General features: G+C 37.8%; 31 protein-coding genes and 1 riboswitch. Of the genes, 2 read left to right on the top strand and 29 right to left on the bottom strand.

All coding sequences use genetic code 11. The features are described 5' to 3' along the window. Positions 1 to 35: 35 nt before the first annotated feature. Positions 36 to 1,694, bottom strand: a complete 1,659-nt coding sequence (locus tag ACKVDP_RS03615; protein WP_409227439.1) for a DAK2 domain-containing protein — start codon at positions 1,692 to 1,694, stop codon at positions 36 to 38. 14 nt (positions 1,695 to 1,708) lie between these two features. Next, positions 1,709 to 2,065, bottom strand: coding sequence for an Asp23/Gls24 family envelope stress response protein (locus tag ACKVDP_RS03610; protein ID WP_409227438.1), 357 nt, complete (start codon positions 2,063 to 2,065; stop codon positions 1,709 to 1,711). 189 nt (positions 2,066 to 2,254) lie between these two features. On the opposite strand from ACKVDP_RS03610, the gene rpmB reads away from it, so the two are divergent. Next, positions 2,255 to 2,446 carry a 50S ribosomal protein L28 gene (gene rpmB / locus ACKVDP_RS03605; RefSeq protein ID WP_409227437.1) on the top strand — a complete coding sequence of 64 codons (192 nt, stop codon included), beginning with the start codon at positions 2,255 to 2,257 and terminating at the stop codon, positions 2,444 to 2,446. 65 nt (positions 2,447 to 2,511) lie between these two features. On the opposite strand, the gene ACKVDP_RS03600 is transcribed toward rpmB, so the two are convergent. The 17 genes from ACKVDP_RS03600 to ACKVDP_RS03520 all read right to left on the bottom strand — a co-directional run bounded on the left by ACKVDP_RS03600 (position 2,512) and on the right by ACKVDP_RS03520 (position 18,488). After that, the gene (locus ACKVDP_RS03600; RefSeq protein ID WP_409227436.1) at positions 2,512 to 3,147 is read right to left on the bottom strand and encodes a thiamine diphosphokinase; all 636 of its coding nucleotides are present in this window, start codon (positions 3,145 to 3,147) and stop codon (positions 2,512 to 2,514) included. A 10-nt stretch (positions 3,148 to 3,157) separates the two neighbouring features. Then, positions 3,158 to 3,703 carry an energy-coupled thiamine transporter ThiT gene (gene thiT, locus ACKVDP_RS03595; protein WP_409227435.1) on the bottom strand — a complete coding sequence of 182 codons (546 nt, stop codon included), beginning with the start codon at positions 3,701 to 3,703 and terminating at the stop codon, positions 3,158 to 3,160. An 82-nt stretch (positions 3,704 to 3,785) separates the two neighbouring features. After that, positions 3,786 to 3,883, bottom strand: a riboswitch (TPP riboswitch). Between the two features lie 73 nt (positions 3,884 to 3,956). Next, positions 3,957 to 4,646, bottom strand: a complete 690-nt coding sequence (gene rpe, locus ACKVDP_RS03590) for a ribulose-phosphate 3-epimerase (RefSeq protein ID WP_409227434.1) — start codon at positions 4,644 to 4,646, stop codon at positions 3,957 to 3,959. Continuing rightward, complete coding sequence (rsgA, locus tag ACKVDP_RS03585; RefSeq protein WP_409227433.1) at positions 4,612 to 5,490, bottom strand: ribosome small subunit-dependent GTPase A; 879 nt, start codon at positions 5,488 to 5,490, stop codon at positions 4,612 to 4,614. The genes rpe and rsgA overlap by 35 nt, the downstream gene beginning before the upstream one ends. 2 nt (positions 5,491 to 5,492) lie before the next feature. Further along, positions 5,493 to 7,457: a Stk1 family PASTA domain-containing Ser/Thr kinase gene (gene pknB, locus ACKVDP_RS03580; RefSeq protein WP_409227432.1), complete on the bottom strand. Its 1,965-nt coding sequence runs from the start codon at positions 7,455 to 7,457 to the stop codon at positions 5,493 to 5,495. A gap of 11 nt (positions 7,458 to 7,468) precedes the next feature. After that, on the bottom strand, positions 7,469 to 8,197 hold the full coding sequence (locus ACKVDP_RS03575; RefSeq protein WP_409227431.1) for a Stp1/IreP family PP2C-type Ser/Thr phosphatase: 729 nt from the start codon (positions 8,195 to 8,197) through the stop codon (positions 7,469 to 7,471). 15 nt (positions 8,198 to 8,212) lie between these two features. After that, positions 8,213 to 9,241 (bottom strand): 23S rRNA (adenine(2503)-C(2))-methyltransferase RlmN, encoded by a 1,029-nt coding sequence (rlmN, locus tag ACKVDP_RS03570; protein WP_409227430.1) that lies wholly within the window; start codon positions 9,239 to 9,241, stop codon positions 8,213 to 8,215. A gap of 64 nt (positions 9,242 to 9,305) precedes the next feature. After that, on the bottom strand, positions 9,306 to 10,640 hold the full coding sequence (gene rsmB, locus ACKVDP_RS03565; protein ID WP_409227429.1) for a 16S rRNA (cytosine(967)-C(5))-methyltransferase RsmB: 1,335 nt from the start codon (positions 10,638 to 10,640) through the stop codon (positions 9,306 to 9,308). 34 nt (positions 10,641 to 10,674) lie between these two features. After that, positions 10,675 to 11,358: a zinc metallopeptidase gene (locus ACKVDP_RS03560; protein ID WP_409227428.1), complete on the bottom strand. Its 684-nt coding sequence runs from the start codon at positions 11,356 to 11,358 to the stop codon at positions 10,675 to 10,677. Positions 11,359 to 11,373: 15 nt separating this feature from the next. Next, positions 11,374 to 12,300, bottom strand: coding sequence for a methionyl-tRNA formyltransferase (gene fmt, locus ACKVDP_RS03555; protein ID WP_409227427.1), 927 nt, complete (start codon positions 12,298 to 12,300; stop codon positions 11,374 to 11,376). Further along, positions 12,300 to 12,773: a peptide deformylase gene (gene def / locus ACKVDP_RS03550; RefSeq protein ID WP_409227426.1), complete on the bottom strand. Its 474-nt coding sequence runs from the start codon at positions 12,771 to 12,773 to the stop codon at positions 12,300 to 12,302. Before def ends, fmt begins: the two co-directional genes overlap by 1 nt. A 23-nt stretch (positions 12,774 to 12,796) precedes the next feature. Then, a complete protein-coding gene (gene priA, locus ACKVDP_RS03545; RefSeq protein WP_409227425.1) occupies positions 12,797 to 15,241 on the bottom strand; it encodes a primosomal protein N' in 2,445 nt (814 codons plus the stop codon). 37 nt (positions 15,242 to 15,278) lie between these two features. Beyond that, on the bottom strand, positions 15,279 to 16,484 hold the full coding sequence (gene coaBC, locus ACKVDP_RS03540) for a bifunctional phosphopantothenoylcysteine decarboxylase/phosphopantothenate--cysteine ligase CoaBC (protein WP_409227424.1): 1,206 nt from the start codon (positions 16,482 to 16,484) through the stop codon (positions 15,279 to 15,281). Positions 16,485 to 16,492: 8 nt separating this feature from the next. Next, on the bottom strand, positions 16,493 to 16,699 hold the full coding sequence (gene rpoZ / locus ACKVDP_RS03535) for a DNA-directed RNA polymerase subunit omega (protein ID WP_409227423.1): 207 nt from the start codon (positions 16,697 to 16,699) through the stop codon (positions 16,493 to 16,495). Continuing rightward, on the bottom strand, positions 16,689 to 17,315 hold the full coding sequence (gmk, locus tag ACKVDP_RS03530; RefSeq protein ID WP_409227422.1) for a guanylate kinase: 627 nt from the start codon (positions 17,313 to 17,315) through the stop codon (positions 16,689 to 16,691). The genes rpoZ and gmk overlap by 11 nt, the downstream gene beginning before the upstream one ends. A gap of 22 nt (positions 17,316 to 17,337) precedes the next feature. Next, a complete protein-coding gene (gene remA, locus ACKVDP_RS03525; RefSeq protein WP_409227421.1) occupies positions 17,338 to 17,595 on the bottom strand; it encodes an extracellular matrix/biofilm regulator RemA in 258 nt (85 codons plus the stop codon). Positions 17,596 to 17,606: 11 nt separating this feature from the next. Continuing rightward, positions 17,607 to 18,488: a YicC/YloC family endoribonuclease gene (locus ACKVDP_RS03520; RefSeq protein WP_409227420.1), complete on the bottom strand. Its 882-nt coding sequence runs from the start codon at positions 18,486 to 18,488 to the stop codon at positions 17,607 to 17,609. 232 nt (positions 18,489 to 18,720) lie between these two features. Between ACKVDP_RS03520 and ACKVDP_RS03515 the strand changes: the two genes are divergently transcribed. Beyond that, positions 18,721 to 20,502: an Rqc2 family fibronectin-binding protein gene (locus ACKVDP_RS03515; RefSeq protein WP_409227419.1), complete on the top strand. Its 1,782-nt coding sequence runs from the start codon at positions 18,721 to 18,723 to the stop codon at positions 20,500 to 20,502. Between the two features lie 49 nt (positions 20,503 to 20,551). On the opposite strand, the gene pyrR is transcribed toward ACKVDP_RS03515, so the two are convergent. The 10 genes from pyrR to ACKVDP_RS03465 are packed head-to-tail and all read right to left on the bottom strand — an operon-like array spanning position 20,552 to position 26,887. Beyond that, the gene (gene pyrR, locus ACKVDP_RS03510) at positions 20,552 to 21,085 is read right to left on the bottom strand and encodes a bifunctional pyr operon transcriptional regulator/uracil phosphoribosyltransferase PyrR (protein WP_409227418.1); all 534 of its coding nucleotides are present in this window, start codon (positions 21,083 to 21,085) and stop codon (positions 20,552 to 20,554) included. Beyond that, positions 21,082 to 22,002 carry an RluA family pseudouridine synthase gene (locus tag ACKVDP_RS03505; protein WP_409227417.1) on the bottom strand — a complete coding sequence of 307 codons (921 nt, stop codon included), beginning with the start codon at positions 22,000 to 22,002 and terminating at the stop codon, positions 21,082 to 21,084. The genes pyrR and ACKVDP_RS03505 overlap by 4 nt, the downstream gene beginning before the upstream one ends. After that, entirely contained in the window at positions 21,999 to 22,469 is a 471-nt protein-coding gene (lspA, locus tag ACKVDP_RS03500; RefSeq protein ID WP_409227416.1) for a signal peptidase II, read from the bottom strand. Before lspA ends, ACKVDP_RS03505 begins: the two co-directional genes overlap by 4 nt. A gap of 60 nt (positions 22,470 to 22,529) precedes the next feature. Continuing rightward, entirely contained in the window at positions 22,530 to 23,030 is a 501-nt protein-coding gene (locus ACKVDP_RS03495; protein WP_409227415.1) for a DivIVA domain-containing protein, read from the bottom strand. 12 nt (positions 23,031 to 23,042) lie between these two features. Continuing rightward, positions 23,043 to 23,825 carry a YlmH family RNA-binding protein gene (locus ACKVDP_RS03490; RefSeq protein WP_409227414.1) on the bottom strand — a complete coding sequence of 261 codons (783 nt, stop codon included), beginning with the start codon at positions 23,823 to 23,825 and terminating at the stop codon, positions 23,043 to 23,045. Positions 23,826 to 23,828: 3 nt separating this feature from the next. Further along, positions 23,829 to 24,095, bottom strand: a complete 267-nt coding sequence (locus tag ACKVDP_RS03485) for a YggT family protein (protein ID WP_409227413.1) — start codon at positions 24,093 to 24,095, stop codon at positions 23,829 to 23,831. 10 nt (positions 24,096 to 24,105) lie between these two features. After that, on the bottom strand, positions 24,106 to 24,537 hold the full coding sequence (locus ACKVDP_RS03480; RefSeq protein WP_409227412.1) for a cell division protein SepF: 432 nt from the start codon (positions 24,535 to 24,537) through the stop codon (positions 24,106 to 24,108). A gap of 11 nt (positions 24,538 to 24,548) precedes the next feature. Next, entirely contained in the window at positions 24,549 to 25,229 is a 681-nt protein-coding gene (locus tag ACKVDP_RS03475; protein ID WP_409227558.1) for a YggS family pyridoxal phosphate-dependent enzyme, read from the bottom strand. A gap of 21 nt (positions 25,230 to 25,250) precedes the next feature. Next, on the bottom strand, positions 25,251 to 26,501 hold the full coding sequence (locus tag ACKVDP_RS03470; RefSeq protein ID WP_409227411.1) for an HlyD family efflux transporter periplasmic adaptor subunit: 1,251 nt from the start codon (positions 26,499 to 26,501) through the stop codon (positions 25,251 to 25,253). A gap of 11 nt (positions 26,502 to 26,512) precedes the next feature. Then, positions 26,513 to 26,887 (bottom strand): hypothetical protein, encoded by a 375-nt coding sequence (locus ACKVDP_RS03465; protein ID WP_409227410.1) that lies wholly within the window; start codon positions 26,885 to 26,887, stop codon positions 26,513 to 26,515. Positions 26,888 to 26,954: the final 67 nt, after the last annotated feature.

The following is a 26,954-nucleotide window of genomic DNA, read 5'->3' as shown; positions in this document are numbered from 1 at the left end:
TCGCGCTAAAAAATAAGCCCTGCCAGAAGGCAGGGTTATTCAATGGCAAATAAATAATAGTAAAGTGGTTGCCCACCAAATACTACCTCGATATCCAGGTCACTGAATTTTTCTTCAAGCATTTCAGCTAGCTCTTTAGCCTGCTCCTGGGTTGTATCACTTCCATACAGAATGGTAATTATCGAGGAATCCTCATCAACCAGTTTTTCAACAAGCTGTTGGGATACCTTGTTTATGTCGCTGCCAGCAGCAAGTATATCCTTGTCTGAAAGACCTATGATATCATTTTTCTTTATGGAAGTACCATTGAAATCAGTATCCCTTACTGCAAAAGTCACCTGGCCAGTCTTTACCTCTTCAATTGCTGTGATCATATTTTCAATATTTGATTCAATCTCGGCATCCTCGTCGAGAACAAGCAATGCAGCTATACCTTGTGGAATTGATTTTGTCGGTACTACACTAATGCTACGATCACTTAAATGTTTAGTTTGCTCTGCTGCTAGGATTATATTGCTGTTGTTGGGAAGTATTATCACATGCTCCCCATTTGTGCTTTCCACTGCGGAGAGTATATCCTCAGTGCTTGGGTTCATTGTCTGACCGCCGGATACTATTGTATCAACATTCATATCCCTGAATAGTTCATCTATCCCTTCACCCATTGATATTGCAATGATTGAATACTTCTTAACTTCTTGGTCAACCGCCTTATGGCTTGTTTCATTTATTCTGGAAAGCTCATCCTTTAAGAGAACCTCTTCATGCTGATACCTCATATTGTCAATCTTAATGTCACTGAGTTCACCTAGCTTCAATGCCTTTTCAAGAACATCACCAGGATTGTTGGTGTGGATATGAACTTTTATAAGGCCTTCTCCGCCAACAACCAGCAAGGAATCTCCATTCGAGGATATTTGTTCCCTAAACTCCTCAACATCTCCATAACTGGTGTTTATCATAAATTCGGTACAATAGCCAAACTCAATATCATCAGTATCAATGTGTTCCCTTTTCCTTGCCTTGACCTCAACCTCCATTACCTGGGAATTTTCAGATGCTACCAGGGACCTTTTTTCATCAGAAATCGCTTCAAGTGCACCTTCAATTAGATATAGGAGCCCTTTGCCACCAGCATCAACTACACCAGCCTGCTTAAGTACAGGTAGCATTTCAGGTGTCTTTCTTAATATTTCGTTTCCATGTTCTAGAACCTCTTCAAGAAAACTCACCATATCATCGCTATTTTTACAAATTGACATAGCTTTCTCTCCACATTCTCTCGCAACGGTCAATATTGTACCTTCTGTTGGCTTCATTACTGCCTTGTATGCAGTATCTGCTGCCTTCTTCAACCCCTGTGCAAATGTTGGTATGTCGATTTCTTCCTTTTCATCAAGGCCAGATGCAAATCCTCTGAATAGCTGCGACAGTATTACACCAGAATTTCCCCTAGCTCCCATAAGTGAGCCCTGGCTTGCTGCCTGTGCTACCTTGTATGCATTGTTCTCACCTACATCAAGTCCCTGTTTTAAAGCAGATTTCATTGTCAAAAGCATATTTGTTCCTGTGTCTCCATCAGGTACAGGGAATACATTAAGTGAATTTACTTCATCCTTGTTTGTTTCAAGTTTAATTGCTGCACTTTCCAAAATTACCTTTAACTTATATCCATCAATTGTTTTAGTATTCATCATTGGCCTCCTAATTACTTGTCGACTCGGATTCCTTGGACAAAGACATTAACCTTGTCTACCTTCAATCCGGTGAAGTTCTCTATATTGAATTTAACTCTGTCAATTATATTCTTGCAAACCACAGAGATTTTCACTCCAAACTCCAATATAACGTACATATCTATTGTAATAAGGTTGTCCTTGATATATACTTTAATTCCCTTAGTCAGTGAATCTGATTTCAATAATTCAAAGAAACCATCTTTTGCATCCTTGGAGGCCATTCCAACAATTCCATAGCTTTCCATTGCTGATATTCCAGCAAGAGATGCAAACACGTTATCATTTATATTTAGATTTCCAAATTCAGACTTCGTTTTGACTGGCATAACTATTCCTCCCCGTGTTTTACTCTTATCCATATTATTTTACATGATTAAGGATGATTGTTCAACTAAAACAACAATATTTCATAATATTATGTTGCAATTCTATAATATCTTGTGTTAAAATATAATATGTTGCAGAGAATGAATATTAAAAACATTATACCTGTCAGGAATTAAGGAGGTGTTTTCATGTCTAAGAAATGTGAAATTTGCGGAAAAAGTAAGGTATTTGGAAATAAGGTGACCTTCTCAAATAAAAAGAGTTCAAGAACATGGGCTCCAAATATAAGAAGAGTAAAGGCAGTAGTAAATGGATCAGTCAAGAGAATCAACGTATGTACAAGATGCTTGAGATCTGGTTATGTTCAAAGAGCCATTTAATCCATACTTACAAGAGTAAAAAGCTTATTATGATTATCTCATAATAAGCTTTTTTGTTGTGCAAATTAATCTCTGGACTTGATAAGAAACCCTTCCCCGTTGTGAACGGTAATCCTTCCTACATCCTCTTCGATATAATTGCTTATCCCCAAGCTTGAACCGTACTGGATCAGTTCTTTCTCTAATGGATAATGAAATCCTTCTAATGTTACTGTTATACCTTCAGGACCCACTGGGAGTATTGAATAGTAATAACCCATCTCCTTAATCAGCTGCTTTTCTCCACAAAGATATGAAATTTCATTGTTATTGTCAATTATTTTAATTCTTATACCCATTTTGTGGAATGCTCTAAGCAGGTATATATTTGATATTGAATGATCCATTCTACTGCCAATCGCTCCAATAATTACTATTTCAAAGCAGCCCTTTTCAACCAGGAAGTCAATTGCAAGCTCTGTGTCAGTCTTGTCTTTTTCAACAGGGAATTCAATTACCTGGATCGATTGGCTAAGGTCTTCAAACAGGCTCTTGTCAAAAATGGAATCAAAGTCGCCTATCAAGAAATCAACTTTGCACATATCTTCTTTCAAATTGTATATTCCACTGTCAGCCGCAACAATAACATCTGCATCCTTGCAAAGTTCAAGCAAGAGTTCGCTCTTCAAGCCAGTACCGCCTGCCGCTATCAATCCCTTCATATAATCATCCTTACCTGATAAATTTCTGTATCGGCTTCCACACAACTATCATTACTATCATTGATATTATCAATTCTGGTACAAGGTAAGTGGCATTATATACGATGGAGTAGATCCATGGATTTTGATCCCCAGCGTACTCAGCAAAGAACACTACCCCGGACAATACATGGAATACTAGTCTTCCCAGTATCGCTAACGACACTCCCAGCAATACTGAACCATAGCCTGACTTGCCTTTTTTCTTTGTAAGCACATACGCGATTCCAGCTAGGCCCAATGAACCAAATGCAAATGGATAATCGAAAAGCAGCTGCAATGGGTGCACGAAATACGGTTTAAGTATGAAATCCAGCAATCCATAGGTTGCTCCAACTGCCAAACCAGGGCCAAGACCCCACCTTATTGCAAAAATCATGATTGGTATCATACTTCCAGCAGTAACACTTCCACCGTTAGGAGCCTGATAGATCCTAATATAGCTCAAGAGAGCAGACAAGGCGATCATCATTCCACCTTCGGTCAACATCAATACCTTACTTCTTTTTTCTTCCATATTATATTAAACCTCCTTAATTGGTTTGAATATAACAGCATAAGATGGTACAAAAAAACCCATTGCTATGAGGCAATGAGTATAATTTCTATACACACTTCCCTCCGCTAGAATTACCTAGTTCAGGTCTTAAGGGTCGAGATCAGATCTCTCTCAGCTAAAGCTCCCCCAGTGCTGTAAATATTCTCTTGTTGATTATATAATACCATATTAACATATAATTCTCAATAATCATACATATTTTCTGATAATTTTAGTCAATAATTTTTTTAAAAGCTCCAATTCTTTGTTCCACATCCTGAGCATTGAATATTCCTGAACCAACTACTATTAAATCAGCTCCCGCATCAATTATCTCTCTTGCATTATCAAGTTTTATCCCTCCATCTACCTCAAGGATAATATCATTTCCTGACCTTAAAATAAGATTTCTAAGTTTTTTGATCTTCTCGGTCATTGCAGGTATGTAACTTTGTCCACCAAATCCTGGATTAACTGACATTATAAGAATAAGGTCAACATCATCCATAATGTGTTCCAACACATTCAATGGTGTAGAAGGATTAAGTGAAACCCCCGCTTTGACCCCTCTTTCCCTAATTGACTGAAGGGTTCTGTGCAGATGAATTGATGCATCAGGATGAACGGTAATTATATCTGAACCTGCATCTGCAAAATCATCAATAAATCTTTCTGGCCTATCAACCATTAGATGAACATCAAATGGTAATTTTGTAGTTCCACGAATCTTCTTTATTACTGGTGCTCCAAAGGTTATATTTGGAACATAAATACCATCCATAACATCCAGATGTACATAGTCTGCTCCACTATTATCAATTAGTGCTATTTCCTCTCCTAGCTTTGAAAAATCTGCAGAAAGCAATGAAGGTGCCAATTTCGCCATACTAATATCTCCTCTTTCTGTTTTTAATTTCTTCAATCATCATTAAATAATTTTTGTACCTTTCGCGACTTATAATGTTTGATTCAACAGCATCTTTAACAGCACATCCAGGCTCGTTCACATGGATACAGCTGGAGAACTTGCATTGATCATTATACTTTTCTATGTCCTTGAAATAGAATCTAAGTTGAGTTTCATCTTCAATAAAATCCAGATTAAGGGAGCTGAATCCAGGACTATCCAACACATAGGCATTATTGTTTAGCTTCAACAACTCCACATGCCTAGTTGTATGCTTTCCTCTTGATGTCTTAAGGCTTATTTTGCCTATTTCCAAGTCGTAATTTGAATTGATTGAGTTCAGCAAAGAAGACTTCCCAACACCAGATGGTCCGGCAAATACACTTATGTGATCCTCCATGAAGTTCTTTAGCTTCGCAAGCCCCTCCTGTTCCTTAACACTTGTCAGTACAGTGTTGTATCCTGCCCCAGTGTAAATAGACTCCATTTGTTTGGCTCCATCCCGGTCGAGCTCGCATTTGTTGATGCATACCAACACTTCCAGCTCCTGTTCTTCGGCCATTACAAGCATCCTGTCAAGGAGCCAGGTGTTAAGTTCAGGGTTCTTGATGCTAGAGACAACTACAGCCTGTGTTACATTGGCAACTGGTGGTCTGAGTAAAACGGATTCCCTTTCAAATATCTCTTCGATATATCCATTCCCATCTTCTTCACTTATTCTAATTCTTACCCTGTCACCAACAAGCGGTGTTATGTTAGTTTCCCTGAATATGCCTCTGGCCCTACATTGTACAACTTCAGTCTCAGTCTGAACATAATAGAATCCGCCAATGCCTTTTATGATAGTCCCTTCATTCATAATCAACCCTCTTTTACTCTAGTAAATTGATATATCCCATCATAATAAATCTCAAATTGCGCTCCTGGCAATCCCTCTACAGTAACTTGGAATGCACCGTCACTAGCCTTATGAGTTGCAGAATATACCATGGTGGGGTCTCCACCCTGTTTTCTAAAGATGGTTACCTCTGTATCATCTCTATCAGTAAACGGAGTCAATGTAAACGTGAAACTACTTTCTTCCCCTACCTGGGGCTGTTCATCGTCCGTATCCTGTGGCTCCTCTACAGGTGCTGGTTCAGGAGATGGTCCTGATGAAACATACAGGTCTACAGCTGTTTTGGTTTCAAGAGTCGTACCGGCATCATAGGATTGCCATGTTACCTCATTTGCAGGTACATCATTGTTTGGTTCATAGGTTACTTCTCCAACTACGAGATCCATTGCAACAATATCATTCATTGCTTTACTTATTTGAGTCCCAATCAACTGTATCATAATTACTTCACTTACTTCCTCACCCTTGCTTACCATCAGGTCAATTCTAGTGTTTGGTTCCACATCTGTAAATGACTCTATACTTTGTTCCATGACAACATCCAATGGTACGGTATCAGAAAAAGCATACTCAACATTCATCCTTAATCCAGCTTCCTTGAGTATGGCCTCTGCTTCAGTCAGTGTTCTGTTCACCAAAAGAGGAACTGATACCAAATCAGAGCCTAAGCTAACAGTAACTGAAACCGGATACCCTGGTCTTATCCTAACTCCTTCATCTACATTCTGTGAGATGATCCTACCTGCCTCATATTCAGAGTTTAGCACACTATCCACAACATTTAGCTGGAAACCTTCTTCTTGTGCAATTATTAACGCTTCCTCCTGTGTCATACCAATCAAAGAAGGCATCATAATATCATTATTCGCTGAAATGTTATCTCTTAATCTCATGTAACCAGCAAAAATACCTGTAGCCAATATAAAGGCTGCTAGAATAGCTGCTATAACTACAAATGCCTTATTCTTGTCATTCTTCTTTTTCCTGTTTCTGCTCACTCTCTGTCCCCTTGAAGAATCTGTATCTGGACCAACAGCTGGTATGACCCTAGTCATATCACTGGTCTCTTCCATTGACTTATTTTCTGGTACAGTCCTGGTTTCTATATATGCTCTTAGGTCTCTCAATAATTCATCAACATTTTGGTATCTGTCACTTTGTCTTTTCATTACACATTTCATTATTATGTCATTTACTTCTTTGGGTATATCTGTTGAAGCATCCGCAGGTGGAACAATTTCCTCTTGAACATGCTTCAATGCCACACCAATAGGAGTATCACCATTAAAAGGGACTTTCCCTGTCATCATTTCATACATTACAATACCTAGCGAGTAAATGTCTGATTTTTCGTCTGTATATCCTCCTCTTGCCTGTTCGGGTGAAAAATAGTGGACTGATCCCAAAACGCTTGAAGTTGTTGTGATTGTGGAGGAAGTAACAGCTCTTGCAATTCCAAAGTCAGTTACCTTAACTCTGTTATCTTCAGTAATCATTATATTATGTGGTTTGATATCTCTGTGAATTATATGATTCTTATGTGCATTTGAAAGTGCTTCCGCTATTTGTGAGGCATAATATAACGCCTGATCTATCTTTAACTTGTCATTATCCACTATAACTTCTTTCAGAGTTTTACCCTTGATATATTCCATTACTATATAGTGGACTCTCTTATCGCCCTGTTCTTCTGACCCTACATCATATATGTTCAGAATATTGGGGTGAGAAAGACTTGCCGCAGCCTGAGATTCCCTTCTGAACTTCCTTATGAAATCTTCATCATTTGTAAATTCTTCCTTTAAAATCTTAATGGCTACAAACCTATCAAGCAAATGACATTTAGCCTTATACACATAAGCCATGCCTCCGCTTCCAATTTGTTCAATTATCTCATATCTATTTCCAAGCATTTTACCTATCATCATCTTCACCTCAGTTAAAATCTAATTCCCAAAACAGTAATATTGTCGCTGCCACCTTTTAACTTTGCTCCTTCAATTGCCTTTTCGCAAGCCTTTTGTATGTCGGTTTCATCTATGAATAAATCCTTCAGCTCTTCCTCGGCAACCATATTTGTAAGTCCATCGCTACATAATATCACAATATCGTCTTTTTTGATATCCAAAGTTAAAACATCAACTTCAATATCACTGCTAGTTCCAACAGCTCTAGTAATAACATTCTTTTGGGGATGTGATTTTGCCTCTCTCTTCGAAATCTTTCCCTCCACAAGTAGCTGTTGAACCAATGAATGATCCTGTGTCATCTGTGATATTTCATTCGAAGTTATCAAGTAGGCTCTACTATCTCCTACATGCCCAACCACAATCTTATCATCAAACACATATAGCATTGTCAAAGTTGTTCCCATTCCCTTGCAGCCTTCAATCTCCTTAGCATGATTATATATATGCCTATTTGCATATTCCACACTCTTCACTATTGATTTTTTTATGGTTCTTACATTAGTCAGGTCCGTGCTATTCTCCGCCATCCATTCCCTAATCTTGTCAATGGCCATAACACTGGCAATTTCACCAGCATTGTGTCCACCCATACCATCTGCTACCATAAATAAAGGCAGTGCAGTATTTACAGGTATGTAGTAACTATCCTGGTTGATTGATCTTACCAATCCTATATCACTGGATGCTCCAAACTTCACGATATCACCTCGTTATTATTTTTCCTCCAGTACGCTTCGTCTGAGCTGACCACATGACGCACTGATATCTGAACCCATTTCTCGTCTAATGGTGGTTGCAACTCCTAGCTTCTTTAGCATTGACTGGAATTTTAGAACATGATTTTTGTCTGGCCTTCCTTCATTGTACTCCCTTATTGGATTTAAAGGTATAAGATTCACGTGAGCCAACATACCATTCAGTAACCTGGCTATTTCCTTTGCTTCCTCTTCACCATCATTTGTTCCCTTTATCAGGGTATACTCAAAAGTAATTCTTCTGTTTGTCGTATCTGAATAGTGTCTTAAAGCTTCCATCAAATCTTTTAAACAGTATTTTTTTGCTATTGGCATTATTTCTGCTCTCTTTTCGTCAAATGGAGAGTGAAGAGAGATGGAAAGTGTTATTGGAATATTTTCTTGGGCAAGTTTATAAATTCCAGGAATAATTCCACAGGTAGATAAGGTTATACTCCTTAAACTAATATTTCTGCCTAATTTACTATTGATTATATCAAAAAAGTCCACTACATTTTCATAATTGTCCAAAGGCTCACCACTACCCATTAAAACAACATTGGATATTCTTACGCCAAGGTCTTTCTCGGCCTCATATATCTGATTTGCCATTTCAGCAGCAGTAAGATTCCGGACAAGACCATCCTTTGTGGAGGCACAAAAACTACATCCCATTTTACATCCCACCTGTGTTGATATACATTGAGAATATCCATGAGCATAGCCCATCACAACGCTTTCTATGATATTATCATCTGGAAGTAAAAATAAATACTTTATAGTGCCATCAGACTCGGATTTAAACTTGTGAAGTATTTTTATGTTGTTTACAGTGTAGCTAGAGCTTAACTCCTCCCTCAAACTTAGAGGTACTTGTCCCATCTCCATTATACCCTGTCCATCCTGCTGATGAAAGTACCTAAATATCTGTTCAGCCCTAAATCCTTTTTCGCCTCTTTGCGTGATTATTTCCTTTAATTTGTTGTGGGTCATACTGTTTAATTCCATATATTTCAACTCTCCGTTCATATTATACCATGATTCCATAAACTATTTTTTTTCGATCAGACATCTATGCTTTTATCATACTCGCAATAAAAAATCCATCCGTCCCATGTCTGTGTGGATACAATTCAATATAACCTTGTTTTTGTGTATCACTCAACATATTCCCACCGGGGAATTCAATTGGCTCCAACTTAAAGCTACTATTCCTATCCAAAAATCTTTTTATCTGGTTTAGATTTTCCTCCATATTTAGCGTGCAGGTGCTATATATAAGCTTCCCTCCAGATTTAACATACCCGGCAGATTTATCCAGTATATCAGACTGTAGTTTTATCAGCACATCCACATCTTCCGGCTTTCTATTGAATTTAATATCAGGTTTTCTTCTGAGCAATCCAAAGCCAGAGCAGGGAGCATCAACAATGCAGATATCAATTAAGTCTCTCAAAGATTCATCGAACATGGAAGCATCATAAACCTCGCCGTCTATGATATCTACACCAAGTCTTGTTGCATTTTCCATTACAAGGTCGATCTTTTGAGTGTACAGATCTCTCGCAATAATCCTACCCGTATTGTTCATTCTTTGAGCAATATGTGTAGCTTTGCCACCAGGGGCGCTACACACATCCAAAACCAAATCATTCTCCTTTGGACATGCAGTTTCAGCAACCATCATACTGCTCTCATCCTGAATTGTAAACAAACCGTCTTTAAATTCTTTAGTTTCCGTAATATTTTCTGGGTTTGCAACCTTTATACAATCTTCAGACAGCTCTCCCCTCATGAGTTCAAGATTATATTTACTCAATCTATCTATTAGTTCTTTCCTCTCTACCTTTAATGTATTAACTCTTATGCTAAGCAGTGGTCTAGAGTTGTTAGCCTTTAAAAGATCCTTAGTAAATTCCAATCCGTATTGATCATTCCACAGCTTTACCAGATACACCGGATGGGAGTATCTTATTGCCAGTTCTTCCACTGTCACTGGCTCATCATTGGTAAAGTATTTTTCACTTTCTCTCTCAACCCTCCTTAAAACTCCATTTACGTAACCTATCGTTCCCTTGTGTCCATACTTTTTTGCCAATTTAACTGATTCATTTATCGACGCATGTGCTGGTATCCTATCCATAAATCCAATCTGGTAGACTCCTATTCTCAATATCTGAAGTATCATTGGATGGATTTTCTTCATTTTTACATTGGAAGCAGATTTTATTATTCTGTCGATGTACATCCTATTCTCAACAACACCATATACAAGCTCTCTTAGAAGTCTCAAATCTTCCTTGGATAGGTCTGATTCTGAGTATTCTTGGAGTATCTTGTTGGAAAATTTACCTTCATTCTCAATTTCTGACAGAACTCTTATTGCTGCGTCTCTTACACTTAACATCTCAACCCTCCAAAAAAGGGGGATAATTCCCCCCTTATCTCCTTCTTCCGCTTATAGCCAGCAATCTCAAAAGCTCTGCTAAAGCAACTATGGTAGCCGCAACATATGTCAATGCAGCTGCATTCAAGACCTTCTTCGCAGGCTTTATACTCTGAGCAGGAATCAACCCTTCCTCTAAACTCCTCATCGCCCTCTTACTTGCATTGAACTCCACAGGAAGTGTAACAATCTGAAACAATACTGCGGCAAGAAACAATGCTATTCCAACATCGATGAAGAATGGGCTTATGATAAAGCCCAATATTATGAATACCCAAACCAATCTTGATCCAAAGCTTGCTATCGGTGCTATATTGTTTCTGAGAATCAATGGAAAGTAGCCCTCAGCATGCTGTATTGCATGACCTACCTCATGGGCGGCCACACTTACAGATGCTATGCTGCTGCCTGAATAAACATTCTGTGACAACCTTATTACTCTCTTTCCTGGATCATAGTGATCTGTAAGGTTTCCCCTAACTGCCTCAATTGGAATATCTCCCAGGTCATTCCTATCCAGGATATGTCTGGCAATCTGAGCGCCAGTCATCCCCGATTCACTGGGAACTTTAAGATACTGTGAAAAAGTGGTTTTAACCTTCATTTGTGCATAACCAGCAAATAAGATCGCTGGCAAAACAAAAATCATCCATGAACTTCCATAAATACCTGTATACATTAGTATCCCTCTTCTCTAAAATATATAACCCTCTTCAATATCATTCCCCAACAACAGTTCCTTAACGGACATGGATCTTTTACCTGGGAATTGGAGCTCTTTTATTATTACAAAACCATCTGATACTGCCACCCTTATTCCATTTGGATCAACCTCTGTTATTGTCCCTGGTGAATGTTCATGCTTCTTTATTTCAACTTCAACTTTGTGGATTTTTATCTTTTGACCTTTGTATTCCGTAAAAGCAGAAGGCCAAGGCTTTAGACCCATAATTTTCTTGTAGATCTCATTCGCGGTCTTGGTCCAATCAATATTTCCGACACCTTTATACATAATCGGTGCGTAACTTGATTTTTCATGCTTCTGAGGAATGAATTCAGCTTTTCCAGACACTATAAGCTCTATTGCATCGATTATCAGCTTGGCACCCAAAAGAGATAGCTTATCGTGAATAATCTCTGAGTCATCTTCCCAATTAATGGGAATTTCAGCTTGTAGGACCATTGCACCAGTATCTAGTCCTTCTTCCATATTCATAATAGTTATGCCAGTTGTATCTTCCCCGTTTGCTATTGCCCAGTTTATTGGAGCCGCACCTCTGTACTTTGGAAGTAGTGAAGCGTGTATATTTAGACAATTATATTTTGGTATTTCAAGGATTCTCTTCTTTAGAATCTGACCGTACGCTGCTACAACAATAAAATCCGGTTCAAGTGCAGATATTCGGTCATATGACTCGTCTGAATTGATGTCATCTGGCTGGTATACTTCAAGTCCAAGTTCAATCGCCTTTTCCTTAACAGGTGTGGGCTGTAATTTTTTCCCTCTTCCTCTTTTCTTGTCAATCTGCGTTATGACAAGAAGAACTTCATGACCTTCTGAATGTATACTTTCCAATGCCTTAACTGCAAACTCTGGAGTCCCCATATAGATTATCTTCATTATATTTCATCATCCTCAGCAATATTTTCATGAACCTCTTTTGCTTTGTCAGTATACAAAATACCGTCCAAATGATCTATTTCATGGCAGAAAACTCTGGCCAGATAGCCAGACGGCTTCATTTTTATCTGCTCTCCCTTTTCATTCATAAATGTAACAGTTATACTTTCAGGTCTAGCCACTGTCCCTGCCAAGTCTGGGACAGACAAACAACCTTCCAGACCCTCTACTGAACCTTCTTCTTCTTCTATCACTGGATTTATTGCCTTAATTGGCTCCTCTCCAACATCTATTGTTATTACTCTCTTTAAAATACCTACCTGGGGAGCTGCGAGACCGATACCATTCTCATGTCTCATGGTTTCAACCATATCATCCAGAAGCTGTAATATCCTATCATCTACTTCAGATACATCCCTGGATCTTTTTCTTAATATTGGATCCCCGTCCAACCTAACTTTCCGCAATGCCATTTCAGTCCTCCTTCTAATTCACTTTATAATATGCTGTTCGGGTTGATGTCTATGCTTGTTTTTACTTCATCTTCAATTAAATTACCCTTATCTATAGTATATACCCTACGTATTATATCCCTTATATCTTTACTATGATTGTAACCAAATTTTAATAAAATCTGCCATCTGTAATTGTTATTGATCTTCTCTAAAGGTGCAGGATTTGGACCAAGAACTTCAATATCCATCAAACCTGATTCCCTCACCAAATCAATTAGTGCAGATGATGATTTTTCAATGGAGTCCATAACTTTCTGATTATTCCTGCCAAACAGGGTAACTGTAGCTATCTCTTTATACGGAGGATAACCAAACTCCCGTCTGAGGTCCAGTTCACTTCGAAAGAACTCCTTGTAATTATTATCCATAGCCGCTGTTATGCTGTAATGCTCAGGGTTGTAAGTTTGCAGAATCACATTCCCTTCAACCTCTCCTCTCCCAGCCCTTCCCGCTACCTGGGTAATAAGTTGAAAAGTTCTCTCAGGAGCTCTGAAATCAGGTAAGTTAAGAGTGGTATCAGCAGCAATTATTCCAACCAAGGTTACAGAAGGAAAATCAAGCCCCTTTGAAATCATTTGAGTTCCAATCAAAATATCTATTTCTTTTTTCTTCATTGATTCCAATGCTATCTCATAATCATCTCTGGTCTTAATATTATCACTGTCCATTCTAGAGACCCTTGCATTTGGAAAAAGCTTCCTAGTTTCCTCTTCAACTCTTTCAGTTCCGATTCCAAAGCTTTTGAAATAACTGCTTCCACATGATGGGCATGAAGTTGGAACCGCGTGTGTTTCACCACAATAATGACACCTAAGCCTATTGGTGGATCTGTGGTAGGTAAGACTGATGTCGCAATTATTGCATTTGGCAACATAGCCGCAACTTCTACAGGTTATGAATCCTGTGTACCCTCTTCTATTTAAAAACAGTATCAATTGATTTCTATCTTTAAGGGTTTTTTCCATCTCATTATAAAGATCTCTGCTGAATATTGATCGATTACCCTCTTGAAGTTCATTTCTCATATCGACGATCCTAATTGAAGGCAAGGAGTTTCTTGTGGCTCTATTCCTTAGCTCATATAATTGAAATTCACCATATTTTGCCTTGTAATATGTCTCAACAGAAGGTGTAGCTGTACCCAGAACAAGCCTGGCACCTTCCAGCTCAACGATTTTTTTGGCAACCTCTACAGTGCTGTATTTTGGGTTGTTGGAGGATTTGTAAGTGTTCTCATGTTCTTCATCTATGACTATAAGTCCAAGATTGTTGAAAGGTGCGAACAAAGCAGATCTCGCACCAATAACGATATTATATTCACCTGATTTGATCCTTCTCCATTGATCAAACCTTTCATGCTGTGTAAGCTTACTGTGCAGTATAGCCACCTGGTTGCCAAATCTCCCAACAAATCTGTCTGTAGTTTGTGGAGTAAGGGATATTTCAGGTACTAGTATTATTGAATTCTTACCTCTTTGGAGCATCTCCTCCACCAACTGAAGATAAATTTCTGTCTTGCCACTACCGGTTATTCCATGAATAAGCGATAGATTATTTTGTGAATTTACTATACCATCAAAAACAACCCTCTGTTCTGAATTGAGTTCAATTCTTTTATAGCTTGGAATTTCGTTTGGTATAGGTCTTTCGTAAACTACTCTATCTTCTAGCCTGACCAGATTTTTCTTTTCCATGGCTTTTAGTACTGAGAGGCTCGTGTTAAATTCCAATAGTAGTTTTTTCACTTGAGTTTCCTTGGTTTTGTTAATAAACTCCCAAATCTTAAGCTGTTTTTTTGCACCTTTTCCAACAATCTCCATACCCTTCAGATACGATATATCGGAATTTGGAACAATATGTTTTTCAACTCTGGTTGTGGTCTTCATCCTGACTTGCAGATTCAGCCTTACAGCTCCACTTTTTTCAAGAAGAGATATTTCCTTGTTAAATCCGCTGTCATTGTATAGATTTCTAAGTTGGGAATACTCCATTTTCCCTACCTCTAAAAGGTGGTACAGAATTCTCTTTCCATTTTCAGACAAAATGTCAAATCCTATAAAATCCTCCCTAGCTTCTACGATTGTATAAATGTCCCTGAAATCTCCTGGTGGCAATATGGGCTGCATTGATTCAAACCCAGTACAAAGGTATTCCTCTTTAATCCATTTTGCCAACTCAAGTTTTTTTTCCGATATCAATGGTTTATCATCAAGTATTCTTAGTATATCCTTGGTCTTGAATTGTGCCTTGAGGTTTTCAGTCTTTTCAACAATTATTCCCATGGTTGGTTTGTTGTATCTACCAAATGGTACAACCACCCTCACTCCAACCTTAGCATCATCAAGGAGTTGATCTGGTATATGATAGGTAAACCGTCTATCCACACTGGTGGATTTATGATCGATAATAATTTCTGCAAAACTCATATAATAACTCCCTTCTGACACAACACCTCAATTTGCATTAAACATATAAAAACATTGATTTCACCTTGTCCAGTATCAAAGAGGACAAATCATTCTTGGTCATCATTGGCAAATCCTCCCGAATACCGGATTTGTCAATTATACTTACAATGTTAGTATCTCCTTTAAATCCAGCCCCTTCTTGTGTTACATCATTTGCTACTATGAAATCAAAATTCTTTTCCTTCATTTTAAACAAAGCATACTCTTCTATATCGTTGGTTTCCGCTGCAAATCCTACCATTATCCTGTTTTCCTTGATCTTACCGAAATATCCAGCTATATCAGGATTTCTTGTTAGCTCCACCGACATGGTATCAGAATCATTATCTCTCTTTTTTATTTTCTTGTCACTGAAATTCAATGGTCTAAAATCAGAGGGTGCAGCAGCTTTAATCAACGCATCACAGCTGTCAAAGTACTCCTTCACAGCATCCATCATGTCATTAGTCGATTCTATATGAACTACCTTAACACCTGCCGGTGGGTCTAGATTAACCGGTCCAGATATTAGTACTACTTCAGCGCCTCTCATTGAAGCATTTCTTGCTATGGCATAACCCATTTTACCACTGGAGTGGTTTGTTATATACCTAACAGGATCGATAGCCTCAATAGTGGGGCCTGCAGTAACAACTATCTTTTTGCCTACCAGGTCTTTTTCTGTAAAATAACCCTCCAGGTACTCAACAATTTCAACGGGTTCAGCCATCTTCCCCGCCCCCACATCTCCACAAGCAAGCCTTCCTTCGCCTGTATTCATGAAAAGATGCCCAAGATCTTTCAATTTCCTGATATTCTCTTGGGTAATTGGGTTTAGATACATGTTAGTATTCATGGCCGGAGCAAAAATAATTCTGGCAGTTGAAGCCATTGTTACAGTGGTGAGCATGTTGTCAGCTATACCATTTGCAATTTTGCCAATTGTGTTTGCAGTGGCAGGAGCGATGAGGATTACATCCGGTCTCTGTGCAAGGGCAATATGTTCAACCTCCATGTTGCTTTCCAGGCCAAACATGTCAAAATGAACCCTGCTTTGCGACATCGTCTGAAAGGTCAATGGACTGACAAATTCGGTAGCAGCCTTAGTCATAACAACATCCACCTTTGCGCCAGCCTTAATTAGTCTGCTCACAAGATCAGCAGATTTATATGCAGCAATTCCGCCAGTTACACCCAATAGTATGTGCTTATCCTTTAACATGTTCTCACCTACTTGAAACTTCCAGCTGAAGGATTTTCGAATTCCACCTTTCCTTCCGCTATCTCATCCAGAGCAATCGTTACAGGTTTGTTTGCCTTGGTATCTACTCTTGGTGTGGAGCCTTCCACTAATTGTCTTGCTCTTCTTGCAGCAACCATCACAAGAGTATATCTGCTTTCACTTGGTAGACAGTTTTCCTTTATTTTATCGTTCATTACCATTACCTCCCTTTCTTGTTACCTGCTCTTTGATTCCACTATGTCTCTTAACCCTTAGTTTTTCAGAATGAATAATTGCCTCAATATCTGCAACAGCAGCATCAACCTTATCATTTACAACAAAAAAGTCATACTCCCCTACAAAATCCAGCTCCTTGAAGGCATTTGAGAATCTGGTATCAATATCCTCATCAGATTCCGTTCCTCTTTTTACTATTCTATTTCTCAACTCATCCATGGTTGGTGGAAGTAGAAAAATAAATACTGCTTCCTTATAGTTCTTTTTGATTTGCAGCGCTCCCTGCACATCAATTTCCAGCAATACTATCTCACCTTTATCTATCTGATCGAAAACAAACTTTTTTGGTGTGCCATAATAATTTGTATGAACAAAAGCATGCTCCAAAAATTCCCCGTTTTGGACCATATCCATAAATACATCCTTATCGTAGAAGAAATAGTTCTCCCCATCCACTTCAGTTGCCCTAGGCTTTCTTGTGGTAGCAGAAACTGAGTATACAATATCATCCCTCTTTTTCATAAGAGCTTGACTTACAGTACCTTTTCCACTACCTGAAGGTCCTGATAGAACTAATAAAAAACCTTTTGCCATAATATCCCACCATCTTTCTTAATTATTCATGCCCATCCTCTTTGGTATGGAGTCTATGTGCAATAGTCTCCGGTTGCAAAGGGGACAATACAATATGTCCACTGTCCATTACAATCACCGCTCTGGTCCTTCTTCCATATGTTGCATCAATCAAGGTTCCCTGCTCCTTAGACTCCTGTACCAGTCTCTTTATAGGCGCAGATTCCGGACTGACCACAGATACAACTTTATTGGAAGCAACAACATTACCAAAGCCAACATTAATGAAATATACCAACATTTTAATGCCTCCTACTCGATATTCTGTACCTGCTCTCTTATTTTCTCAATCTCCGATTTTAACTCAACTACTGCCTTAACTATTTCTGTATCACTGGATTTGCTTCCAATGGTATTTACTTCCCTGTTAAATTCCTGTATCAAGAAATCAAGCTTTCTTCCAATTGCATCATCTTCAGACAATATTGCCTTCAGCTGCAGTACATGGCTTTTTAGCCTTGTCAATTCTTCATCAATACTTGATTTATCGGCATAAATAGCTACTTCCATTGCTAGCCTGTCTGGATCCACAATTGTTTTGTCCTCAAGAATTGATTGAATTCTCTCATTAAGTTTCCCCTTATACTCCTCTATCACAAGAGGGGCTCTTTTTTCAATCCTTTCACTAATTGCCACGATATTATCCAACTTTTTTAAGATGTCAAGTTTAAGCTGCCCTCCCTCATACTCCCTCATTTGGAGAATTCTGTTCAAAGCAGATTCTGTCGATTCCTTTATGGTTTCCCATACAAGATCCTCGTCAAGCTCCTTTTTTTCAGTCTTAATAACATCGGAAATGGACAAGATATTGTTTAACCTTATGCTGTCTTCAATTTCCAACTCAACCTTAAGCTCCTCCAGTGCCTGTTTAAAGCTTCTTGCCAAAGGAATATCCACCTTTACCTCCACAGAAGAAGCATCAGCGAAGTCAAAACTGACAAAAACATCAACCTTACCTCTGTTGATTTTCTCCTTGATGAGTTTTTTGATACCTTCTTCCAAATAAATCAAGTATCTTGGAAGTTTAACATTTATATCCAAATATCTGTGATTCACCGACTTAATTTCAATTTTCAGCTTATATAGCTGATTCTCAGCTTCTCCCTTGCCATAGCCAGTCATACTTCTTATCAAAGCAACCCCTCCCTTAATGATTATAGACTTGATATTCCAAGCAACTTATTTTTAAATAAAACAATTAATTATTAATGAGTTATAGACTATTATACATCTATGAATATAAATATCCATACTTTGTTACAAATTGTTAATATTATTAATTCCTAGATCTCTATTTATTTGTGGATTCTTCAACTGATTGATTTATGATATACTAATTTCATAACAAAATTTATGGAGGTATATGATGTCATTTGACGGTATTGTCACCAGATCGGTTGTATCAGAATTAAATAGCAAGTTAGTCGGAGGAAGAGTTGATAAAATATACCAGCAGGAAAAGGATGAATTGCTTTTGCAGGTATACAGCAAAGGTAAGAACTATAGACTATTGATGTCTGCAAGTAGTAATAATCCCAGACTCTATCTAACAGAATCATCAAAATCAAACCCACTGTCGCCTCCTATGTTCTGTATGCTTCTGAGGAAACATTTATCAGGAAGCATAATACTGGATATTAGCCAGCATCATTTGGATAGGGTTGTTATATTTACAATAACAGGGAAGGATGAGTTGGGCAATCCCACTGAGCGAGAGTTAATAGTCGAGATTATGGGAAAACACAGCAATATAATTCTTATTAATAAGGAATCCAGAAGAATTATCGATTCCATCAAGAGAGTTCCAGCAGAAATTTCTAGAGTAAGACAAATCCTTCCGGGATACTCATATTCATATATCGAATCTGAAAACAAGAAGGATCCACTGAATTTCAATCGTGATATTTTTTATGATCAGCTTGAAAAAAGTAACGGTAGTCAGAAGATTTACAAGTTTCTTTATCAGAATTTTACTGGATTGAGCCCTTTAGCTGGCAGAGAAATTTGTAGCATTTCTGAACTTGAACCAGATAGAGTGGTTTTAAGCCTGCTTAATGATGAAAAGGAAAGACTTTTCAAGGGAATGCATGATTTTATGACGAATGTTAAAAATCAGGAATTTAAGCCAGTTTATATATTAGGCGATGATAGTCATGAAGTGGTAGCATTTTATGCTCTTCCGTTAACTCAATACACCGGCCTGGAGCAAGTTTATACTGACAGCGTATCCCAAATGCTGGATTTTGTATATAAATCAAAGGACACAAATGACAGGGTCCGACAAAAATCTGCGTCCTTGAGAAAGATTCTTGGTAATAAGCTGGAAAGAGCACAAAACAAGCTTTCCAAGCAAAAAGAAGAATTATTGAATAGCAGGGACAGAGAAAAGTTCAAGATATATGCTGATCTTCTTCAATCCAATCTGCACAGGATCCAAAGAGGTAGTGACCATGTTGTTCTGGAAAATTTTTATGATGAGAATTTGAATGAGTTAAAGGTTCCTCTTGACCCTAAGATCAGTCCTGCCGAAAATGCCCAACGTTACTATAAGAAGTATGGAAAGTTAAAAACTGCTAATCAACTACTTATGGAACAAATTCCAGAAACTGAAGCAGAGATATCTTACATTGAGCATGTTCTTGTGAGTCTAGATAATGCAACAGATGTTACTGAGTTGGGTGAAATCAAAGATGAGCTGATAATTGAAGGCTATATTCAAAGAAGAAGTATGAAAAATAAAAATAAGAGGGGAAAGCTTACGGGACCATTGAGGTTCTTTTCTTCAGATGGATTTGAAATACTTGTGGGAAGAAACAACAGACAAAATGAAATTTTAACCATGAAAACAGCCAAGAAAGAAGACATATGGCTGCATACAAAGGGTATTCCTGGTAGCCATGTAATCATCAAAACCGAAGGTAAGCATGTCCCTGATAGAACCCTGCATGAAGCCGGCACTCTGGCCGCATTTTACAGCAAGGGAAGAAATTCTGGTAGTGTTGAGGTCGACTATACAATGAAAAAATATGTACGTAAGCCTAAGGATGGTAAAACTGGACTTGTAGTTTATGAAAACCAAAAAACAATTGTAGCCAGTCCATCTCCTGCTATTGTAGATCTGCTGAAAATGGATACTGAAGGAAATTGAATTAACTTCGCAAGCTAAAAAAGATAGGTAAATTGCTCCCGCAAATTATCTATCTTTTCATTATTACTACTTCATCCTTGTCATCAGTTTCCATTAGCTTAACGCCAACTACTTCACTTCTTGAGGTTGGAACATTTTTACCTACATAATCAGGTCTAATTGGAAATTCCCTATGTCCTCTGTCCACAAGGACTGCCAACTGAACCTTATTGGGTCTACCAAAGTCTATCAATGCATCAAGAGCAGCCCTCACGGTCCTTCCAGTATAGATGACATCGTCTATAAGCACTACTTTCTTGCCGTTTATCTCACCCTGGAAAGTCTCATTTACAACAGGTTGATCACCGATTTCTGCAAGGTCATCCCTGTATAGGCTAATATCCAGTGTGTATACCGGGACCTTTTCACCTTCTATTTCAAAAATCTTTTTCGAAATTCTGCTTGCAAAAGGAACACCCCGAGTCTTTACCCCAACCAGCACAAGATCCTTTACACCTTTGTTTCTTTCAATTATCTCATTTGAAATTCTGGTAATTGCTCTGGTTATCGCCCTTTCATCCATAATAACGGCCTTTACAATCATAATTGTGCCTCCTTATCCAGCCTTGCCAATATCACTTTGAAATCTTCCGGCAACTCACAGGAGAATTCTACTTCTTTTTTTGAAGACGGATGTAGAAAACCCAGTTTTTTTGCATGTAAAAGCTGCCTCATTACATTAAACTCATTTTTCCCACTTGAATAAACTGGATCACCAACAACTGGATTTCCAAGATAAGAGAGATGAACTCTTATTTGATGTGTCCTACCTGTTTCAAGTCTCAGTGTTACCAATGTATACTTGCCATATCTCTTTGTCACTGAAAAATGCGTTATAGCTTCCTTACTGTTTTTATGTGTTACGGACATCTTCTTTCTATCCTTCTGATTCCGTCCAATCGGAGCATCTATTGTACCATTGTCACGTTTGATGTTCCCATGTACCAGTGCTACATACTCCCTATATACCCCATGGTGTTTAAGCTGTTCAGATAGGCCCCTATGGGTTTTGTCGTTCTTGGCTATCACAAGCAAGCCTGAAGTATCTTTGTCCAGTCTGTGGACGATTCCTGGCCTTATAATGCCATTGATCGATGAAAGGTTGTCCATGTGGAACATAAGAGCATTGACCAAGGTTCCCGAATAATTTCCAGGTGCAGGATGGACAACCATACCATGCTGCTTATTTATGACTGCCAGATCCTTATCTTCATATACAATTTCAAGAGGGATATCCTCAGGTACGATTTCAAGAGTTTTAGGCTCAGGAAACACCACAGTTATGGAATCCCCTTCCTTTACAAGATAACTTGATTTCTTAATATTTCCGTTCACCTTAACTAGCTTGTCCTTGATGAGTTTTTGGATCCTGGTACGTGACACTTCATCCAGTTCAAGAGAAAGATAGTAGTCAAGCCTTTCATTATCCTCTTCACCTACATATATCTCTATTTCCTTCACTGCACATCACCCATGCTTTTTTCATATTTATCAAACAATATGACATAAATTAACAGACCCGTCCCAAGAACTATGAATATGTCTGCGATGTTGAAAACTGGAAAATCGTAAATCCTAAGATCTACCTTTATAAAATCCACAACATATCCCAATCTTATCCTATCAATCAAATTCCCAAGGGCTCCCCCCAATAAAAATCCCATCGCAAGATTAGCTACCTGGGTCAATTTATTTCTATTTCTAATCATGTACACAGACATCCCTACAAGAACAATACTTGTAATTGCGATAAAGAAAAACCTTTGATTCTGAAGAATTCCAAATGCGGCACCATAATTCTTCACGAAATGTAGCTCCAAAAGGTTTTCAATCAACACTATTGGTTTCTTGTTCATAAGGTACTGAAATGATAAATACTTAGTTGCCTGATCAGCGACTATAATCAGTATTCCCAATAAAAATCCCAATGTTTTTCCTCCTACCTTATTTCAATATACAGAACAAAAAGGAGCTGTCGCTCCTCCATTCTAATCCTTTACTTCTGTCTTTCCCTGTGTTCCATTTTCTTGTTCTATCTTGTTTTCACTAGCATAGTACTCCTCCAGCGACAACAGCTGTGACTTTAGAAACGATTCATATCTAGTTTTAAAAACAAATAATTCCTTTTGAAGATAGTCATACTCTTCCTTTATTGCCCTGACATCTTCTCTTGATTGATCTATGATCCTCCTGCCGGTGTCCTCTGCATTCTCGATTATGATCTCTGCCTTATTCCTGGCATTAACCGTGACCTCATCAGCAGCCTGCTGAGCCACCAGTAGTGTGCTCTTTAAAGCTTCCTCCATAGTTTGGAATTGTCTTATCTGATCTCTGAGCATATTTATTTTATCTTTGTTTTCAATGTTTTCCTTGTACATTCTCTCATAATCGTCAATCATTTCATTGAGGAATGAGTTAACCTCCTTAGGACTGAATCCCCTGAAACTTTTCTTGAAGTTCTTGTTCTGTATATCTAAAGGTGTTATCATTTGATCACTCCATTATACTAGTTTTCTGATTTTCAGATTGAGTCTCCCCTTCTTTGATATTGCCCCTATTTCATGAAGGACAGTTCTTCCCTTGCCTCTTACTGATATCACATCTCCAGCTTCAAGTGTATAGTCAGCCTTCGATGTTTTGCCCCAGTTTACCTTAACATTCTCGGATTTTATAAGTGCTCTACTTTCACTTCTCGAAATATTATAAGCGGCACTTAGGTAGACATCTAACCTTAGTGATGATACAAACTTGCTAACTTCAATGAAACTCAGTTCTGGATATTGTAATTCATCACCTTTTATTTCTGATATTCTGATATTCTGATTTCCAGCCTTTTCAAAATTCATCATGATGTAGTCTTTTATTTCCTTCTTTACAATTATGAGAGTGAAATCGTCATATAAAAGTATATCTCCAATTTTATCCCTAGTTATACCAAGTCCCAATACAGCACCAAGGTAATCCTTGTGAGAAAGGTTATCCAATATGCCTTCAACTCTAAGATAAGCTACCACAGATGGAATTTCCTGTTCACTAATATACTCAGGATAGATTACTATGCACTTTCTTTCTGACTCTTCCAAACCTCCATCAAATTTGTATGAAATATCTTGAAATCTGTTCAGGATGGATTCAGCGATTCTTCTTTCATAAGGGTCAAAGAAATCGGTTTCAATGATTGAATGGTTCTTAAGTGATGATTGTATATGGTCCAGCAATCTTCGCATCTTGAAAACAACTTCATTGTCTATGATATGCTTTAGATAGGTATCCTTATCAAACATTAGCTATCCTACCAGATTCAGAATCACTGTATAGACAATTCTTAAAATAATTATTGCTACCCAAGGTGAAAAATCTATGAAACCCCTTCCTACACCTAACTTATCCAGCAGTGCTCTTGCAGGAGCCATAATTGGCTCGGTAAGCTCATACAATATTTTGCCGAACATGTTATTCACAGGTACTCTAAAGATGTTGACAAATATTCTAACTATAATTAGTATTTCCAATAAATCAAATAATATTCTTACAGATCTTAACAACGTATACATTCATTTCTCCTTACCAAGGGAAAATCCCCCTGTTCTTCAATTCGTCCTTTAAACCGTCAATCTCTATATTGTTAGGGGCGAGTATAAATATATCCTTTGTAACCTTTTGTATCTTGCCTTCAACTGCATACAAGCCGCCGTTTATGAAATCAAATATCTGTCTTTTTACAGTGGTATCAAGCTGCTCAAAGTTGACTACTATTGCTTTTCTCAATTTAAGATCATCAATAATTGCAGGTGCTTCTTCATAGCTAAGTGGTTCATGAACCGCTATTTTCATATTACTGTTGGTATGAATGTTTACTACTTTGTTGTTGAATTTCTTCGTGGAAGGAGCAGCTCCAGCATCAAGCTCATCAACTGGTTCCTCAGTAAAATACTCCTCTTCCTCGTAATCGTCAATACCTATAAAATACTTGAATTTGTCAAATATATTGCCCATTACAATCCCTCCTAGTAATTTCTTTTCCCAAAGATTCCTGTTCCTACCCTGATCATGTTGGATCCCTCTTCAATTGCAATTTCAAAATCATTTGTCATGCCCATGGATAGAATGTCCATGCTCAGCTCCTTGTATTTTTGTGCCTTGACTCTCTCACTAAGATCATACAAGCCACTGAAAGTATTTCTCAAAACAGACTCATCTTCCGTGAAGGGAGCTATTGTCATAAGACCCTTTATGTTAATATTTTCCATTTTGAGTACCTTTTCTATGAAAGGGATAACTTCATCCTCCATCATTCCAAACTTAGAATCCTCCTGGGATATGTTTACCTGAATTAAAGTGTCCAGGATCCTGTTGCTTGCCTTACCTCTTTTGTCAATTTCATTTGCAAGAGAAATCCTGTCAAGTGAGTGGATTAGGTGAACATTATCTACTATGTACTTCACCTTGTTTGATTGAAGGTGACCAATCATGTGATATCTTGGTCTATCACCTAAAATTGCCATTTTGTCTGTCAGTTCCTGTACTTTGTTTTCTCCAATATCCGTAATCCCCAAATCAAGAGCTTCAACTATTCTCTCAACAGGAAGGGTTTTAGTTACCGCAACCAAACTTACATCATCTTTTCTTCCTGCCTTTTCAAGGGCAAGGGTGATTCTGTTATTTATATCCTTTAGATTATTCTTGATGCTAATTTCAAAGACCTCCCATCAATTTAAAATTTCTCCCACATTAACTGAATCGGGCTTAACTATCACTTCGCTGAACAATGAGATTGTTCTGAAGGTCTCTTCCCCAATATCAATATAACCATTATTGTCACCTTTTGATACAAAAGCATATCTATCATCGACTGCCACAATTTCAACTGGTCTAAAAGTGACAACTCCATAAAATTCCTTTACCTTTACACCTGTTGTTCCATCAACTTCAACAATTGCATCGACAGGTATTTTAAAGGTGTCCTCTTTAAGATCAATTATTTCCACATTTACATATCTTTTATCAAAAATCTTTTCCAGAAAATTAGTCCCTCTAAGGTTATAGAACTTCTCATCGTTGCTTTCAATAATCTCAACAACGGGCATTTTAATCTCAACTATGTTGTTGTTCTCAAATGATGAGATGATAACCTCAAGAATATCTCCAACCTGATAGTTCACCGGTGTTTCATCAGCGATTTTAACTAGTAGATTCCATTGATAATCATCAATAATTTTAAACAACGCTCCATTTTCATTGGTATTATCGGTTTCAACTTTGTTGAAAATACCTATATCAAGGTCACTTAACTTACCTTGAACCAATTCATCTTCCAAGCCGTCAACCTTATAGGATACTAACCCTGAATTAAGTGAGTATATACTTTTGTTATACTGTGAAATCCTTGATAATAGATGGTCTCTCCTATTACGCAATTCATCTGTTGTGATGTCAAACCCTTCAAATTCTCCTGAGAAGTTTTCCAAAGTATCATAGTACAAAGCTATGGATTCCTTAGTATCATTTACTCCTTTGTAGTCCCCATCTGATAACTGTTGATACAACTTTGAAACAAGTAAATCAACACCTTCTCCGTTTAAGGAGTTCTCCCCCTTGAGGTCTTCATGAAGCTCGTCATAGAATTGAATAATGTTTTCAATTTGATTTAACTCTTCTTTAAGATCTGTGGTATCCTCAAGTAAAAGAATGTCTACGACTTTTTGACCAACCCGCACTCTCTCCCCTTCCTTAACTACCTTAAAAACATCACCATCTGTGCTGGAAAAATATATTTTTTCATCTCTGACAAGTATTCCGCGAGCTGGAATTCTCACCTCATACTCTGAATCCTCTGGGACCACAAAAATGTTGCTTTCACCAAATAATCTTGGAATTATATTTAATGCAAGGAGTATCAGAAATACAAACCCTAATACCAAAATAGCCTTTCTTTTAATGTCACCTTGATATCCCTTCATTAAAGTCACACCTAACTAAAAAATTTGCCATATTTGCTCATTATTCTAAATTGATTTATACTCTCAATCTTAAGCTTTATAACTTCATTGGCATAGGTTACCATTTTGATTGACTGATCACTATGAATTGCACCGATTAGAATTCCTTTAAACTTTTCTTTCGATTTCGTCATGATACTAATCTCGTCCCCAGCCTTTAACTTGGTTCCATCCAGAAAGAATTCCTGCATATCGGTGTCCTCTATTTCATCCTGGGAGATGTATCTGTTATCTATAAATATTATGTTATTTTTCAAATAGTATTTTTCTTTAAAGACAACCAAAGTATACCCCAGCATTCCAGCAAAAAGTGCAATCCCTGAAACTGCCATTAGAAACTCAAACATGCACAATCCTCCAATCTATAATTAAAATCAGTATACCATAATTCCAAATCATTTTAAACCACTTTAC

The sequence above is a fragment of the Gudongella ferriphila genome, assembly GCF_046224405.1.
Lineage (GTDB): Bacteria > Bacillota > Clostridia > Tissierellales > Tissierellaceae > Gudongella.
Note: the sequence above shows the minus strand (reverse complement) of the source record. Positions and strands in the feature narration are given on the sequence as shown.